Source organism: Cereibacter azotoformans, assembly GCF_021391315.1.
In the GTDB taxonomy this organism is placed as follows: Bacteria; Pseudomonadota; Alphaproteobacteria; order Rhodobacterales; family Rhodobacteraceae; genus Cereibacter_A; species Cereibacter_A azotoformans.
On record NZ_CP090021.1, the window covers coordinates 700647 to 715238 of the forward strand.

Here is a 14592-nt window from a genome sequence, read left to right on the forward strand (position 1 = left end):
GATTGTTCCGCGTTCCGCGGGCCCGGACGCCTGCGAAAGGCGCCGGCGCCGGGCCGGCGAATCGCTTTGGCTGCCGAAGGAGGTGACGACCGGGCCGGGGCGGACTAGCTTGCACCCCGGGCGCACGCCGCGCCCGATGCGAGGAGGAGGCATACCATGCATGTCGCAGAACCCGGTTTCCGCGAATCCGTCGATCTGATGTTCAATCGCGCGGTGGCGCTCATGGATCTGTCGCCTGGCCTCGAGGAGAAGATCCGGGTCTGCAACTCGACCTACACCGTGCGCTTCGGGGTGCGGCTGCGGGGCAAGATCTTCACCTTCACCGGATACCGCTCGGTCCATTCCGAGCATATGGAGCCGGTGAAGGGCGGGATCCGCTACTCGCTCTCGGTGAGCCAGGACGAGGTGGAGGCGCTGGCCGCGCTGATGACCTACAAATGCGCGCTGGTCGAGACGCCCTTCGGCGGCTCGAAGGGCGGGCTCTGCATCGACCCGCGCGAATGGGACGAGCATGAACTCGAGCAGATCACCCGCCGCTTCGCCTACGAACTGGCCAAGCGCGACCTGATCCATCCCGCGCAGAACGTGCCCGCCCCGGACATGGGAACGGGCGAGCGCGAGATGGCCTGGATTGCCGACCAGTATGCGCGGATGAACACCACCGACATCAACGCGCGCGCCTGCGTGACCGGCAAGCCGATCAATGCGGGCGGCATTCATGGCCGGGTCGAGGCGACGGGCCGGGGCGTGCAGTTCGCGCTTCGCGAATTCTTCCGGCACGCGGACGACAAGGCGCGCGCCGGCCTTTCGGGCGATCTCGAGGGAAAGCGGGTGATCGTGCAGGGGCTTGGCAACGTGGGCTACCATGCGGCCAAGTTCCTCTCGGAAGAGGACGGGGCGAAGGTCGTGGCCGTGATCGAGCGCGACGGGGCGCTGGTGAACCCGGCGGGCATCCCGATCGAGGAACTCCGCCACTGGATGCTCAAGACCGGCTCGATCCGGGGCTTTGCGCATGCCGACTTCACCGAAGAGGGCGGCGCGGTGCTGGAGGAGGAGTGCGACATCCTCATGCCCGCGGCCATGGAGGGCGTGATCACCCGCGACAACGCCGCCCGGATCAAGGCGCCGCTGATCATCGAGGCCGCCAACGGGCCGGTGACGTTCGGCGCGGACGAGATCCTGCGGCAGAAGGGGACGGTCATCATCCCCGACCTCTATGCAAACGCCGGCGGCGTGACGGTCTCCTACTTCGAGTGGGTGAAGAACCTCAGCCACATCCGCTTCGGCCGGATGCAGCGCCGCGCCGAGGAGGCGCGGAGCCGGGCGCTTGTCGAGGAGCTGGAGCGGCTCTCGGCCGATCAGGGGCTGGGCTGGCAGCTGGCGCCGGATTTCAAGGAGAAGTTCATGCAGGGCTCGGACGAACTGGCGCTGGTGCGCTCGGGGCTCGATGATGCGATGCGCATCGCCTACCAGTCGATGCGCGAGGTCTGGCACGGGGGCGACGGGGTCGAGGATCTGCGGGTGGCCGCCTATATCGTGGCGATCCGGCGCGTGGCGGCGACCTATCGGTCGAAGGGGCTGTAAGTTAAGGGTGGGGGCGCTGCCCCCACCCCCCCCGGGATATTTGGGCCAGAATGAAGTGGGCGGGCGCGGCGCCGGTCGGTGGCGGCGCTCGCAAGGGGGGCGCTGTCGGTGGCTGCTGGACTCGGGGGCCGGGCGGCACGATAACCGGAGCATGAGCCTGCCACCCGGATTCCTCGACGAACTGCGCAACCGCGTCCCGCTCTCGCAGGTGGTCGGGCGCAAGGTGACATGGGATCTGCGCAAGTCGAACCAGGGCAGGGGCGACTTCTGGGCGCCGTGTCCGTTCCATCAGGAGAAGTCGGCGAGCTTTCACGTCGATGACCGCAAGGGCTTCTACTACTGCTTCGGCTGCCATGCGAAGGGCGATGCCATCGGCTTCGTGAAGGAAACCGAGAACGTGGGCTTCATGGAGGCCGTCGAGATCCTCGCGCGGGAGGCGGGGATGACGATGCCGGCCCGCGATCCGCGGGCGGCGGAGAAGGCGGACCGGCGAAGCCAGCTGGCCGAGGCGATGGAGGAGGCGGTGAAGTTCTACCGTCTCCAGCTGCGCACCGGGGCGGCCTCGGCGGCCCGCGACTATCTGGTGCGGCGCCGCCTCTCGAATGAGGGGCAGGAGCGGTTCGGGATCGGTTTCGCGCCCGACGGGCGGCAGGCCCTGTTCCAGGCCCTGACCGGCAAGGGGATTGCGGCGGAACTGCTGGTCGAGGCGGGGCTCTGCGCCCGGCCCGAGGATGGCGGCGCGCCCTATGACCGCTTTCGCAACCGCATCATCTTTCCGATCCGGGACGCGCGCGGGCGGGCGATCAGCCTCGGCGGGCGGGCGATGGATCCGGCGGCGCGGGCGAAATATCTCAACGGGCCCGAGACGCCGCTCTTCGACAAGGGGCGAAACCTCTACAACATCGGGCCGGCGCGCGAGGCGGCGGGCAAGGGCCAGCCGCTCGTGGTGGCCGAGGGCTACATGGATGTGATCGCGCTCTCGGAGGCGGGCTTCGGGGCCACTGTGGCGCCGCTCGGGACGGCGGTCACCGAGGATCAGCTGCGCCTGATGTGGCGCATCCATTCCGAGCCGGTGATCGCGCTCGACGGGGATGCGGCGGGCCTGCGGGCGGCGCTGCGGGTGGTGGATCTGGCGCTGCCACTGCTGGAGGCGGGGCAGGGGCTGCGCTTTGCGGTGCTGCCGCCGGGGCTCGATCCCGACGATCTCATCCGCTCGGAGGGGGCCGCGGCCATGGCGCGCGTGATCGAGGGCGCGCAGCCGATGGTGAGCCTGCTCTGGCGGCGCGAGACCGAAGGGCAGATCTTCGACAGCCCCGAGCGGCGGGCCGCGCTGGACAAGCGGCTGCGGGCGGCGGTGCAGCGGATCGCGGACCCGACGATCCGGCGGCACTACGGCGACGAGCTGAACCGGCTGCGGATGGATCTCTTCGGCAGCGCCACGCCGCGGCGGGCCTTTCATCGGGGCGGGCGCCGCGAGGCCGGGGCCGGGATGCAGGTCTCGGTCGCGCGCAACTCGCTGCTGGCGCGGGCGGCGAGCGAGGCGGCGGAGGAGCAGTTGCAGGAGGCCGTGCTGCTGGCCGCGCTGGTGACGCATCCGGGGCTGGTTGCGCGATTCGAGGCCGGGATCGAGGCGGTGGACTTTCTGGGCGAGGGCCACCGGCAGGTGTGGCGGTCCCTGATGCGCCACGCCCTTCCGGGGGTGGAGGTGCGCGACCTGCGCGCGCGGATCGCAGCGGAGGCGGGAGAGGGGCTTGAAAAGCTCCTGTCGGAGAGCCACCTGCGCATAGCGCCCGGTGCGCGGGAGGGCGACGAGGACGATCTGGCCGAACAATGCGTGCGCGAGGCGCTGGCCAAGAAGGCCGCCCGCATCGCCGCCCGGCGCGAGATCGAGGAGGCGCTCGAGGACATCAACGGCCTGCCGGACGAAAGCCTCACATGGCGGATCGACCAGATCAACCGCGCGCGATTCGATGCGGCACGTGGTCCCGCCCAGGCCGGGCCGGAGGTCATCATCGCGCCCAACGGGGTCGAACTGAACAGGGACGAAGTGGAATACATGAAGAAGTCTTTCGACCAGATCGATTTTTCCCGTGGCGGCCGGACGAGGCACCGATAGGGCCCCGACTCGGCGCGGCCGTAAAAACTGCGGCCCGTGCGCTTCCCCCACCTGTGATTCGAGCTATTGATTCGCTATATCGTCCCGACGATTCGACTTTCGCTTCGGCAAGACCACCCTCCGCGCTTCTGAGGAGCATCCATGGCAGTCAAAGACACTGACGACGGCAAACCCGAGGATCAGGACGCCGAAACCTCGCTGGACATGAGCCAGGCCGCCGTCAAACGGATGATCGCGGAGGCGCGTGAGCGCGGCTACATCACCTACGACCAGCTCAACACCGTCCTGCCGCAGGATCAGGTCTCGTCCGAGCAGATCGAGGACGTGATGGCGATGCTCTCGGAGATGGGCATCAACGTCATCGAGAACGAGGAAGCCGAGGAGGGCGAGCCGGCGGGCGAGCTGGTCGAGCAGGGCTCGGGCTCGCGCGAGATCGCCGTGGCCGGAACGCAGGGCGAGACGCTCGACCGGACGGACGATCCGGTGCGGATGTATCTGCGTGAGATGGGGTCGGTGGAGCTTCTGAGCCGCGAGGGCGAGATCGCCATCGCCAAGCGCATCGAGGCCGGCCGCAACACGATGATCGCGGGCCTGTGCGAGAGCCCACTGACCTTCCAGGCCATCACGATCTGGCGCGACGAGCTTCTGTCCGAGGACATCCTGCTGCGCGACGTGATCGACCTCGAGGCGACCTTCGGGCGCTCGCTCGACGGGGATGACGACCTGGACGGGCCCGAGATCGAGGAAGTCGAGGTGACCGCCGCGGCCCCGTCCCCCGCGCCGCGCCGCACGAACGCCTCCGAGCCCGAACTCGATGCCGACGGCAATCCGATCAGCCGCGCCGAGGAGGAGGACGAGGACGACGAGGCTTCGGCCATGTCGCTCGCCGCGATGGAAGCGGCGCTGAAGCCGCGCGTGCTGGAAACGCTCGAACTGATCGCGCGCGACTACGCGACGCTGGCCGAGATGCAGACCAAGCGGATGTCGGCCACGCTGAACGACAATATCCGCTTCAACCCCGAGGATGAGGCCGCCTACCAGAAGCTGCGCTCGGAAATCGTGCTGCTGGTGAACGAGCTTCACCTGCACAACAACCGGATCGAGGCGCTGATCGACCAGCTCTACGGGATCAACCGCAAGATCATGTCGATCAACTCGGCCATGGTGAAACTGGCCGACGCCGCTCGCATCAACCGCCGCGAATTCATCGAGGAATATCAGGGCTACGAGCTGGATCCGACCTGGGCCGAACGGATGGCGCAGAAGTCGGGGCGCGGCTGGCAGACCCTGATGGAGAAGAGCCGCGACAAGGTCGAGGATCTGCGGGGCGACATGGCGCAGGTCGGCCAGTATGTCGGCGTGGACATCAGCGAGTTCCGCCGCATCGTGAACCAGGTCCAGAAGGGCGAGAAGGAAGCCCGGCAGGCCAAGAAGGAGATGGTCGAGGCGAACCTGCGCCTCGTGATCTCGATCGCCAAGAAATACACCAACCGCGGGCTGCAGTTCCTGGACCTCATTCAGGAAGGCAACATCGGCCTGATGAAGGCGGTGGACAAGTTCGAGTATCGCCGCGGCTACAAGTTCTCGACTTATGCGACCTGGTGGATCCGGCAGGCGATCACCCGCTCGATCGCCGACCAGGCGCGGACGATCCGCATCCCGGTCCACATGATCGAGACGATCAACAAGCTGGTGCGGACGGGGCGCCAGATGCTGCACGAGATCGGCCGGGAACCGACGCCGGAAGAACTGGCGGAAAAGCTGCAGATGCCGCTCGAGAAGGTTCGCAAGGTGATGAAGATCGCCAAGGAGCCGATCTCGCTCGAGACGCCGATCGGCGACGAGGAAGACAGCCAGCTCGGTGATTTCATCGAGGACAAGAACGCGATCCTGCCGCTCGACAGCGCCATTCAGGAGAACCTGAAGGAGACGACGACGCGGGTTCTGGCTTCGCTCACCCCGCGGGAAGAGCGGGTCCTGCGGATGCGCTTCGGCATCGGCATGAACACCGACCACACACTCGAAGAGGTGGGCCAGCAGTTCTCGGTCACGCGCGAGCGCATCCGCCAGATCGAGGCCAAGGCGCTGCGCAAGCTGAAGCATCCCAGCCGCAGCCGCAAGCTGCGAAGCTTCCTCGACCAGTAAGGAGCGGTTCCATGATCCGTCATCTCGTGATTGCCTCTGTCGCCGCGCTGGCCCTTGCAGGGCCGGCGGCGGCCTACATCGCGCAGAACGGTCTGCAGGTCCGGGCCGAAAGCGGCGGCAGCTTTCTGGTTGTGGGCAGCCCGGGGCAGGGGCCGGGCGAAAGCTGGTGCGCGGCGGGGGATTATGTGATGGCGATGGGCCTTGCGCCGACGACCCGGATCTGGCGCCTGTCCGAGCCGCCGCGGCGGCAGGGCGAGGGCGTGCGTTTTGGCCTGTCGCCTGAGGGTGCGGCCAGCAAGACCGGCCTCTTCATCCTGGGCTCCGAGGATGCGTCGCTCAGCGCGATCCACGCCCGCACCCTCTGCCGGAAGGACCCGCCGATCAACGATTGATCGCCCCTGACAGGATGAGTCCGAGGGTCGGCCGATGCGCCGGCCCTTTTCATTTCCGGGTGCCAGCCCGTCCACGCGCGCCGGCAGGACCCTTCGATCCGGCCGCCTGAGTCTCCTGCGCCACAGCCCGCGTCCCTCATCTGGGGGTTTGAGATTTCCGCTGTGCAACCCCTCGGCCTCTGGCTATGGTCTTGTGGATAACGAGAGGGGCACCCCCCGGATCTGATCTCCGGGGCCTGCGCCCCCGACCTGAGGCATGAGGGAGAGGCGATGCGCTGCCCGTTCTGCGGAAACATCGACACGCAAGTGAAAGACAGCCGCCCGGCCGAGGATCATGTCTCGATCCGCCGCCGCCGCTTCTGCCCGGCCTGCGGCGGCCGGTTCACGACCTACGAGCGGGTGCAGCTGCGCGATCTCGTCGTGATCAAATCCTCGGGCAAACGCGAGGATTTCGATCGCACCAAGCTGGAACGTTCGATCCGCATCGCGATGCAGAAGCGCCCGATCGAGCCCGAGCGGATCGACCAGATGATCTCGGGCATCGTGCGGCGGCTGGAGAGCCTGGGCGACACCGACATCCCTTCGAAGGTGATCGGCGAGATCGTGATGGAGAGCCTCGCGCGGATCGACACGGTCGCCTACGTTCGCTTTGCGAGCGTTTACAAGAACTTCCAGGCGGCGGACGATTTCGACAAGTTCGTGTCCGAGCTGCGTCCCACCGCCCCCGCGGAAGAGTGACCGACGCCGACCACATGGCCCATGCGCTGCGGCTGGGCGCGCGGGGCCTCGGGCGGACCTGGCCCAACCCGGCGGTGGGCTGCGTGATCGTGAAGGCGGGGCGCGTGGTGGGCCGCGGCTGGACCCGTCCCGGCGGGCGCCCCCACGCCGAGCCTGTGGCGCTGGCCGAGGCCGGGGTCGCGGCGTTGGGGGCCACGGCCTATGTCACGCTCGAGCCCTGCGCGCATCATGGGCGGACGCCGCCCTGCGCCGAGGCGCTTGCCGCCGCCGGGGTCGCCCGTGTGGTGACGGCCGCCGGCGATCCCGATCCGCGCGTTGCGGGCCGCGGGCACGCCCTGCTGCGGGCGGCGGGAATTGCCGTGACCGAAGGTGTTCTCGAGGCGGAGGCGCGCGCGGCCAACGCGGGGTTCCTGAAGCGCGTGACCCTTGGGCTGCCCTTCGTCACGCTGAAGCTGGCGGCGAGCGTCGATGGGCGCATCGCCACCGCCTCGGGCGAGAGCCGCTGGATCACGGGGGCGCATGCGCGGCGGGCCGTTCATGCGATGCGAATGCGGCATGATGCGGTGATGGTGGGCGTGGGAACGGCGCTGGCCGACGACCCCGACCTCTCCGTGCGAGACCTGGGGGCGGCGCACCAGCCGGTGCGGATCGTGGTGGACAGCCTCCTGCGCCATTCCTGCGACAGCCGCCTGGGGCGGACCGCGCGGCATGTGCCGGTCTGGCTCTGCCACGGGCCGGATGCGCCCGAAGCCGCGCGGGCCGGCTGGCGGGCGGCGGGTGCGCTCCTGCTCGAATGCGAGGCGGGGCCGGACGGGCTCGATCCGGCCGCGGTGATGCGGCGCCTGGCGTCCGAAGGGCTGACGCGCATCTTCTGCGAGGGGGGCGCGCGGCTCGGCGCGGCCCTGGTGCGGGCCGGCCTCTGCGACGAGCTTGTGTCCTTTACGGCCGGCAAGCTGATCGGCGAGGAGGGACGCGGCGCGATGGGGCCCTTGCGGCTGGCGCAGCTTGCCGGAGCGCCGGCCTTCCGGCTGGCCTCGGTCGAGACGGTGGGCGTGGATCTTCTGGCGCGCTGGCGGCCGCTCTGAGGACTGCCCGCCGGGCAGTCCTCGAAGGCGCAGGCCTTACCAGTGGCCGGTGTTCGGCATCGAGGCCCAGGGCTCGGCCGGGGGCAGCGCATCGCCCATCTGCAGCAGTTCGATCGAGATGTTGTCGGGGCTGCGGACGAAGGCCATGTGGCCGTCGCGCGGGGGGCGGTTGATCGTGACACCCGCCGCCTGCAGCCGGGCGCACATGTCGTAGATATCCTCGACCGCATAGGCGAGATGGCCGAAATGGCGGCTGTCGGAGGGCAGGCCCTCGTCGCCGTCCCAGTTGTAGGTGAGCTCGACCGGGCATTCGGGCTGTCCGGGCGGCGCCATGAAGACGAGGGTGAAGCGGCCCTTCTCGCTCTCGGTGCGGCGTGTTTCCTCCAGCCCGAGAAGGCGGAAGAACTCCATGCTCTTCTCGAGGTCGAGGACGCGGACCATGGTGTGGAGATATTTGACCTGCATGTGGTTCCCTTTCATGTTTTGGGGGCAGGCTAGCCAGATTGCGGCGGGAAGGAAACCGTGGGCAGGAGGCAGGTGCGATGGTCGGCCGGTAAACCGACTGGCATGGCGGGCGGCGGTCTGGTAGCAACCGCCGGGGGCTCTGCCCCCGGACCCCCGGGATATTTTCGCAGAGTGAAAATGGCAGGGGCGGGACAGGGAGGACCGGCGTGGCGCATCCGGAGCAGCATTATCTCGATCTTCTGGCGCAGGTGCTTGCGCGCGGCGACCGGCGGGTGGACCGGACCGGCGTGGGCACGCTTTCGCTGTTCGGAGCGATGCTGCGGTTCGACCTGTCGAAGGGCGCGGCGCCGATCCTGACCACGAAGAAGGTTTACTGGAAGACCGCGGTGAAGGAGATGCTGTGGTTCCTCACCGGCGGCACGAACATCCGGCCGCTGCTGCAACAGAATGTGCGGATCTGGACCGACTGGCCGCTGGCGGCCTATCGGCGCGCGACGGGCGAGGAGATTGGCCAGGCCGAGTTCGAGGCCCGGATCGTGGCGGATGAAGGGTTTGCTGCCCGTTGGGGCGATCTCGGGCCCGTCTATGGCAAGCAGTGGCGGCATTGGCTCGGGCCGGACGGGCGCGAGCATGACCAGATCGCGGGACTGATCGAGACGCTGCGGACCAATCCGGCAAGCCGACGGATGCTGTTCCACGCCTGGAATGTGGCCGAGGTGGGGCAGATGGCGCTGCCGCCCTGTCACATGGTCTATCAGTATCACGTCACCTCGGACGGGCGGCTGAATGCGCTGCTCTACCAGCGGTCGGTGGATCTGCTCCTGGGGGCGCCGTTCAACTTCGTCGGCGCGGCGGCGCTGCAGCTGATGATCGCGCAGCAGGCGGACCTCCTGCCCGGAGAGCTGGTCTGGGTCGGGGGCGACACGCATCTCTATCTGAACCATCTCGAGCAGGCGCGCGAGCAGATCTCGAGGGCGCCGCGGGACTGGCCGCGGATGCGGCTGGTGCGTCGGGCGGAGAGCATCGACGACTATCGGATCGAGGATTTCGCGGTGGAGGGCTACGAGCCCCATCCGGCGATTGCGGCGGAGGTGGCGGTCTGATGCTGACGCTGGTGGTGGCCCGCGCGAAGGGCGGCGCGATCGGCAAGGACGGCACGATCCCCTGGCACGCGCCGGAGGATCTGGCCTTTTTCCAGCGCGAGACCCTGGGCGGCGCCCTCATCATGGGGCGGCGCACCTGGGAGAGCCTGCCGAAGAGGCCGTTGCCACGGCGGCTGAACATCGTGGTCACCTCGCGGAAGCTGGAGGGCGAGGCGCTCTTCACCTCGTTCGACGCGGCCATTCCCGCGGCGCGGGCGGCGGGCCATGCCCGGATCTATTCGATCGGCGGGGCGCGGGTCTTTTCGGCCCACTTGCCGATCGCCGACCGGCTGCTCGTGACCGAGGTCGATCTGGAGGTCGAGGGGGCGGATACCTTCTTCCCCGAGTTCGATCCGTCGGAGTGGGTCTGCGCCGCCCGGATCGAGCTGCGGGCTGCGTCGCCCGCCTGCGTGCTTTACGAATACCTGCGGCGGCGCTGATACTGGGCGGGTTCACCACCCGCACAGGAGTCGCCGCATGAGTCTCGCCGTCCTTGCCATCGTCACCGGCCTTGTCTTTCTCGGGCTCGACGCGCTGATGCTGTCGCGCGTTATGAAGCCGCTGTTTGAGGCCCATATCGGGCCCTTGATGCTCGAAAGCCCGCGGATGCTGCCCGCGGCGATCTTCTATGTCGGCTACATCGCGGGGCTGATCTGGCTCGTCTCCTGGCCCGCGCTGCGCGAGGGATCGGCGATGCAGGCGCTGATTGCGGGCGCGGTGCTCGGCGCGGTGGCCTATGGCACCTACGAATTCACCAGCTACACGATCCTGCGCGACTGGCACCCGACGATGGTGGCGGTGGATCTGGCCTGGGGCGCCATCCTCACCGGCGTTTCGGCCGGCGTGGGCGTTGCGGTCACACGTTGGATCGCTCCGATCTGAGGGTGCTTGCGCAGGCGCGGAAATCCGGCATCACTGGGCCCCCACATCGCGAGCACGGGCACTCCATGATCCTCTACGGCATATCCACCTGCGACACCTGCAAGAAGGCGCTGAAGGCGCTGGAGGCGGCGGGACACAGCATCGAATTCCGCGACGTGCGGGCCAGGCCCCTGAGCGAGAGCGAGATCTCGGAACTGGTGACGGAGTTCGGCGATGCGATCGTCAACCGGCAGTCCACCACCTGGCGCGGGCTTTCGGACTGGCTGAAGGCTTCGGAACCCGAGGCCCAGATTGCGGCCCAACCGACGCTGATGAAGCGTCCGGTCATCCGCACGGAGGAGGGGCTGTTTCTGGGATGGGATTCGGGGGTGCAGCGGCGGCTTCTGGGATGAGAACAGCCCACGGGTCGGCAGGCTGTCTCTGTAGTCTCAGGCTCGTTCTCTGGCGTTACAGCAGCCGCAGGTCGCCCGCAGAGGAGCGGCCATCGCGGCCGGACTGCAGCTCGTAACCGATCTTCTGGTTGTCGCTGAGGCCTTTGAGGCCGGCACGTTCCACCGCCGATATGTGGACGAACACGTCCTTGCCGCCATCATCCGGCGCAATGAAGCCAAAACCCTTGGTGCTGTTGAACCATTTCACGGTGCCGGTCGGCATTCCGTCTCTCCCTTCGTCAGCCTTCACCCGGGCGACATTGCCGCGGGCCGTGCATCCAGGTTCTCCGCATCCGCCCTGGAAACAGGAAAGCGTCAGAACGTCTGTTGTCACGTGCGAAAGGATGCCAAAGCGCCAACGAAAATCAAGCAACAAAGGAAAAGTCGTGCGAAACAAGCATTTGCCCGCAGGGCGAGCAATTGCCTTCTGGTTTCCGGTCGCTGGCGGATCTGGCTTGCGTGCTCTCGATTAAAGGGCAGAAATCCGCCGGAGGCCGCGCGACCAACTGCCGCGCGGCATGCGGCGCAGAACTCTTAATCACTTGATAAGGCGTGTCCTTGCGGGAACCCGCAATCAGAAGAGCCGGGGCGCGCACCGGCGCCCCGAACCGGCCATCGCTCCGGCCGGGCGGAGGAAGGCCCTGGCCGATGAGGCCGGCATCATCCCAAGGTCGGATGATGCCGGGGGCGGATGAGCGACATCCCGCCGATGGCGGGATTCAACCGGGGATGCGGGCGTCGGTGGCGAGCCTCTCGACCACCTGATCGAGGGGCGCCGACTCTGTCCGTGTCTCGCCGAGGCGGCGGACCGAGACGGTCCGGCCCTCGACCTCCTGCATCCCGATGGCGAGGATCACCGGCACCTTGCCCACCGAATGCTCACGCACCTTGTAGTTGATCTTCTCGTTCCGGGTGTCGGCCTCGGCGCGCACGCCGCGCGCCCGAAGCGCCGCCACCACCTCGGCGACGTAGGCATCGGCGTCCGAGACGATCGAGGCCACCACCACCTGCCGCGGTGCGAGCCAGAAGGGCAGCTTGCCGGCGTAGTTCTCGATCAGGATGCCGATGAACCGCTCGAAAGAGCCGAGGATCGCGCGGTGCAGCATGTAGGGCCGGTGCTTGGCCCCATCCTCGCCGATATATTCGGCGCCGAGGCGGGTGGGCAGGTTCGGATCGACCTGGAAGGTGCCGCACTGCCATTTCCGCCCGATCGCGTCGGTCAGCTTGAAGTCGAGCTTCGGCCCGTAGAAGGCGCCTTCGCCGGGGTCGATCTCATAGGCGGCGCCCACCTTCTTGATCGCATTCTCGAGCGCGGTCTCGACCTTGTCCCACGCCTCGTCCGAACCGATGCGCACCTCGGGGCGGGTGGAGAGCTTGATCTCGAAACTGTCGAAGCCGAGATCCTTGTAGACGCTGGACAGGAGTTCGATGAAGGCCGCGCATTCGCCCTCGATCTGGTCCTCGGTGCAGAAGATGTGGGCGTCATCCTGCACGAAGCCGCGCACCCGCATCAGCCCGTGCATGGAGCCGGAGGATTCATAGCGGTGGCACGAGCCGAATTCGGCGAGCCGCAGCGGCAGGTCGCGGTAGGACTTGAGGCCCTGGTTATAGACCTGCACATGGCAGGGGCAGTTCATCGGCTTCAGCGCGTTGATGCGCTTTTCCTTGGCATGTTCTTCCTCGACCTCGACGAGGAACATGTTCTCCTTGTAGGCCTCCCAGTGGCCCGAGGCTTCCCAGAGCTTGCGGTCCACCACCTGCGGGGTGCGGATCTCCTTGTAGCCCGCCTGCCGCAGTCGGCCGCGCATGTAGTCTTCCAGCGTGCGGTAGATCTGCCAGCCGTTCGGGTGCCAGAACACCATGCCGGGGGCCTCTTCCTGAAGATGGAACAGCTCCATCTCCTTTCCCAGCTTGCGGTGGTCGCGCTTGGCGGCTTCTTCCAGCATGTGGAGGTAGGCCTTCAGCTCGTCGCGGGTCTTGAAGGCCACGCCGTAGATGCGCTGGAGCTGCTTGTTGTTCGAATCGCCGCGCCAGTAGGCGCCGGCCACCGACATCAGCTTGAAGGCATCCGCCGGAACCTGGCCCGTGTGCTGCAGATGCGGGCCACGGCAGAGGTCCTGCCAGTTCCCGTGCCAATACATGCGGATCTGCTGGTCGGCGGGGATCGCCTGCACCAGCTCCACCTTGAAGTTCTCGCCGCGCGCCTCGTAATGGGCGATGGCGCGGTCGCGGTCCCACGTCTCGGTGCGCACCGCGTCGCGGGCGTTGATGATCTCCTTCATCCGCTTCTCGATCGCGCCCAGATCCTCGGGCGTGAAGGTCTCCTCGCGGTCGAAGTCGTAATACCAGCCGTTCGCGACGACCGGGCCGATGGTGACCTTGACGTCGGGCCACAGCTCCTGCACCGCGCGGGCCATGATGTGGGCGAGGTCGTGGCGGATCAGTTCCAGCGCCTGCGCCTCGTCGGCCATGGTGTGGATGGCGATCTTCGCATCCGCCTCGATGGGCCATTGCAGGTCGTAGTGCCGGCCATCGACGCTGGCCGAGATCGCCTTCTTCCCGAGCGAGGTCGAGATCGAAGCCGCCACTTCGGCAGGGGTGATGCCGGCGGGGAACTCGCGTGCGTTGCCGTCGGGAAATGTGAGGGAAATCTGGGCCATGGCTGGCTCTCCTCGTCGGTTTGGCGCCTACGATTGCGCCCGGTTGCGGGTTATGGTCGCCCGCTTCTGCGCCGCACGTCGGGGAAAGTCAACGCACCCGAGGTGGCCTGCTGTGGCGGGCTTTGCTAAGGCTGGGCGCAAAGGAGGTGCCCCATGCCAGACCCGAGCTTTCTCGTGACCCCCGAACATCGCCGCATCGCCTACCGTCTCACCGACGGCGAAGGGCCGGCGGTGGTCTTCTGCGGCGGCTTCAAGTCGGACATGGAGGGGACGAAGGCGCTGCATCTGCAACGCTGGGCCGAGCAGACGGGCAGGGCGTTCCTGCGCTTCGATTATTCCGGCCACGGATCCTCGGAGGGCGCCTTCCTCGAAGGCGCCATCGGCGACTGGTTCGAGGATGCCCGCGCCGCCTGCGGCCTGCTGGCGGGGCCGCTCGTTCTGGTGGGCTCGTCGATGGGCGGGTGGATCTCGCTCCTCCTTGCCCGCGCGATGCCGGAGCGGATCGCAGGGCTTGTCGGCATTGCCGCAGCCCCCGATTTCACCGAGGACAGCATGTGGGCAGGCTTTTCCGAGGCGCAACGCGCGGCGTTGCAGCGCGACGGGCAGGTGACGTTGCCTTCGGACTATTCCGATGAGCCCTACATCATCACGCGCCGCCTGATCGAGGAGGGGCGCGGGCGCCTCGTGCTGCGCGATCCGCTCGACCTGCCGTTCCCGGTGCGGCTGCTGCAGGGCACCGCGGATACGGATGTTCCGCCCTCGGTCGCGCTCCGGCTGCTGGATCATGCGACGGGGCCGGACATCCGCCTCACGCTGGTCAAGGGGGCGGACCACCGATTCTCGACGCCCGAATGCCTGACGATGATCGAGGATGCGGTGGGGCAGGTTCTCGGCCGGTGATCCGCGGCCGGGACTTGCGAGAAGGGCGCCCCGCGGGGCGCCCTCATTCCGG

General features: G+C 67.8%; 14 protein-coding genes. 11 read left to right on the forward strand and 3 right to left on the reverse strand.

Translation table 11 applies throughout. The annotated features are described in order from the left end of the window. The first annotated feature begins 156 nt into the window (after positions 1 to 156). The 6 genes from LV780_RS03480 to ribD all read left to right on the forward strand — a co-directional run bounded on the left by LV780_RS03480 (position 157) and on the right by ribD (position 8060). Positions 157 to 1584, forward strand: coding sequence for a Glu/Leu/Phe/Val family dehydrogenase (locus tag LV780_RS03480; protein WP_101340440.1), 1428 nt, complete (start codon positions 157 to 159; stop codon positions 1582 to 1584). Positions 1585 to 1735: 151 nt separating this feature from the next. Next, positions 1736 to 3700 (forward strand): DNA primase, encoded by a 1965-nt coding sequence (gene dnaG / locus LV780_RS03485; protein WP_108221662.1) that lies wholly within the window; start codon positions 1736 to 1738, stop codon positions 3698 to 3700. Positions 3701 to 3841: 141 nt separating this feature from the next. Further along, a complete protein-coding gene (rpoD, locus tag LV780_RS03490; RefSeq protein WP_011907891.1) occupies positions 3842 to 5845 on the forward strand; it encodes an RNA polymerase sigma factor RpoD in 2004 nt (667 codons plus the stop codon). An 11-nt stretch (positions 5846 to 5856) separates the two neighbouring features. Beyond that, complete coding sequence (locus tag LV780_RS03495; protein ID WP_011907892.1) at positions 5857 to 6237, forward strand: hypothetical protein; 381 nt, start codon at positions 5857 to 5859, stop codon at positions 6235 to 6237. A gap of 270 nt (positions 6238 to 6507) precedes the next feature. Continuing rightward, positions 6508 to 6975, forward strand: coding sequence for a transcriptional regulator NrdR (gene nrdR / locus LV780_RS03500; RefSeq protein ID WP_011907893.1), 468 nt, complete (start codon positions 6508 to 6510; stop codon positions 6973 to 6975). A 14-nt stretch (positions 6976 to 6989) separates the two neighbouring features. After that, on the forward strand, positions 6990 to 8060 hold the full coding sequence (gene ribD / locus LV780_RS03505) for a bifunctional diaminohydroxyphosphoribosylaminopyrimidine deaminase/5-amino-6-(5-phosphoribosylamino)uracil reductase RibD (protein ID WP_108221762.1): 1071 nt from the start codon (positions 6990 to 6992) through the stop codon (positions 8058 to 8060). Between the two features lie 36 nt (positions 8061 to 8096). Here the strand turns inward: ribD and LV780_RS03510 are convergent, their stop codons facing one another. Then, positions 8097 to 8525 carry a VOC family protein gene (locus LV780_RS03510; RefSeq protein ID WP_011907895.1) on the reverse strand — a complete coding sequence of 143 codons (429 nt, stop codon included), beginning with the start codon at positions 8523 to 8525 and terminating at the stop codon, positions 8097 to 8099. Between the two features lie 206 nt (positions 8526 to 8731). Between LV780_RS03510 and LV780_RS03515 the strand changes: the two genes are divergently transcribed. From LV780_RS03515 to LV780_RS03530, 4 genes are all read left to right on the forward strand, one after another. Further along, positions 8732 to 9628, forward strand: a complete 897-nt coding sequence (locus tag LV780_RS03515; RefSeq protein WP_108221665.1) for a thymidylate synthase — start codon at positions 8732 to 8734, stop codon at positions 9626 to 9628. Continuing rightward, complete coding sequence (locus tag LV780_RS03520) at positions 9628 to 10107, forward strand: dihydrofolate reductase (protein WP_108221667.1); 480 nt, start codon at positions 9628 to 9630, stop codon at positions 10105 to 10107. The genes LV780_RS03515 and LV780_RS03520 overlap by 1 nt, the downstream gene beginning before the upstream one ends. Before the next feature lie 37 nt (positions 10108 to 10144). Beyond that, positions 10145 to 10549: a DUF2177 family protein gene (locus LV780_RS03525; RefSeq protein ID WP_011907898.1), complete on the forward strand. Its 405-nt coding sequence runs from the start codon at positions 10145 to 10147 to the stop codon at positions 10547 to 10549. A gap of 65 nt (positions 10550 to 10614) precedes the next feature. Then, complete coding sequence (locus LV780_RS03530; protein WP_011907899.1) at positions 10615 to 10941, forward strand: arsenate reductase family protein; 327 nt, start codon at positions 10615 to 10617, stop codon at positions 10939 to 10941. A gap of 55 nt (positions 10942 to 10996) precedes the next feature. Here LV780_RS03530 and LV780_RS03535 read toward each other — a convergent pair whose 3' ends face one another. Next, positions 10997 to 11203, reverse strand: coding sequence for a cold-shock protein (locus LV780_RS03535; protein ID WP_002720550.1), 207 nt, complete (start codon positions 11201 to 11203; stop codon positions 10997 to 10999). Between the two features lie 496 nt (positions 11204 to 11699). Next, a complete protein-coding gene (gene thrS / locus LV780_RS03540) occupies positions 11700 to 13640 on the reverse strand; it encodes a threonine--tRNA ligase (RefSeq protein ID WP_108221669.1) in 1941 nt (646 codons plus the stop codon). 153 nt (positions 13641 to 13793) lie between these two features. On the opposite strand from thrS, the gene LV780_RS03545 reads away from it, so the two are divergent. Further along, positions 13794 to 14540, forward strand: a complete 747-nt coding sequence (locus LV780_RS03545; protein WP_108221671.1) for an alpha/beta hydrolase — start codon at positions 13794 to 13796, stop codon at positions 14538 to 14540. Positions 14541 to 14592: the final 52 nt, after the last annotated feature.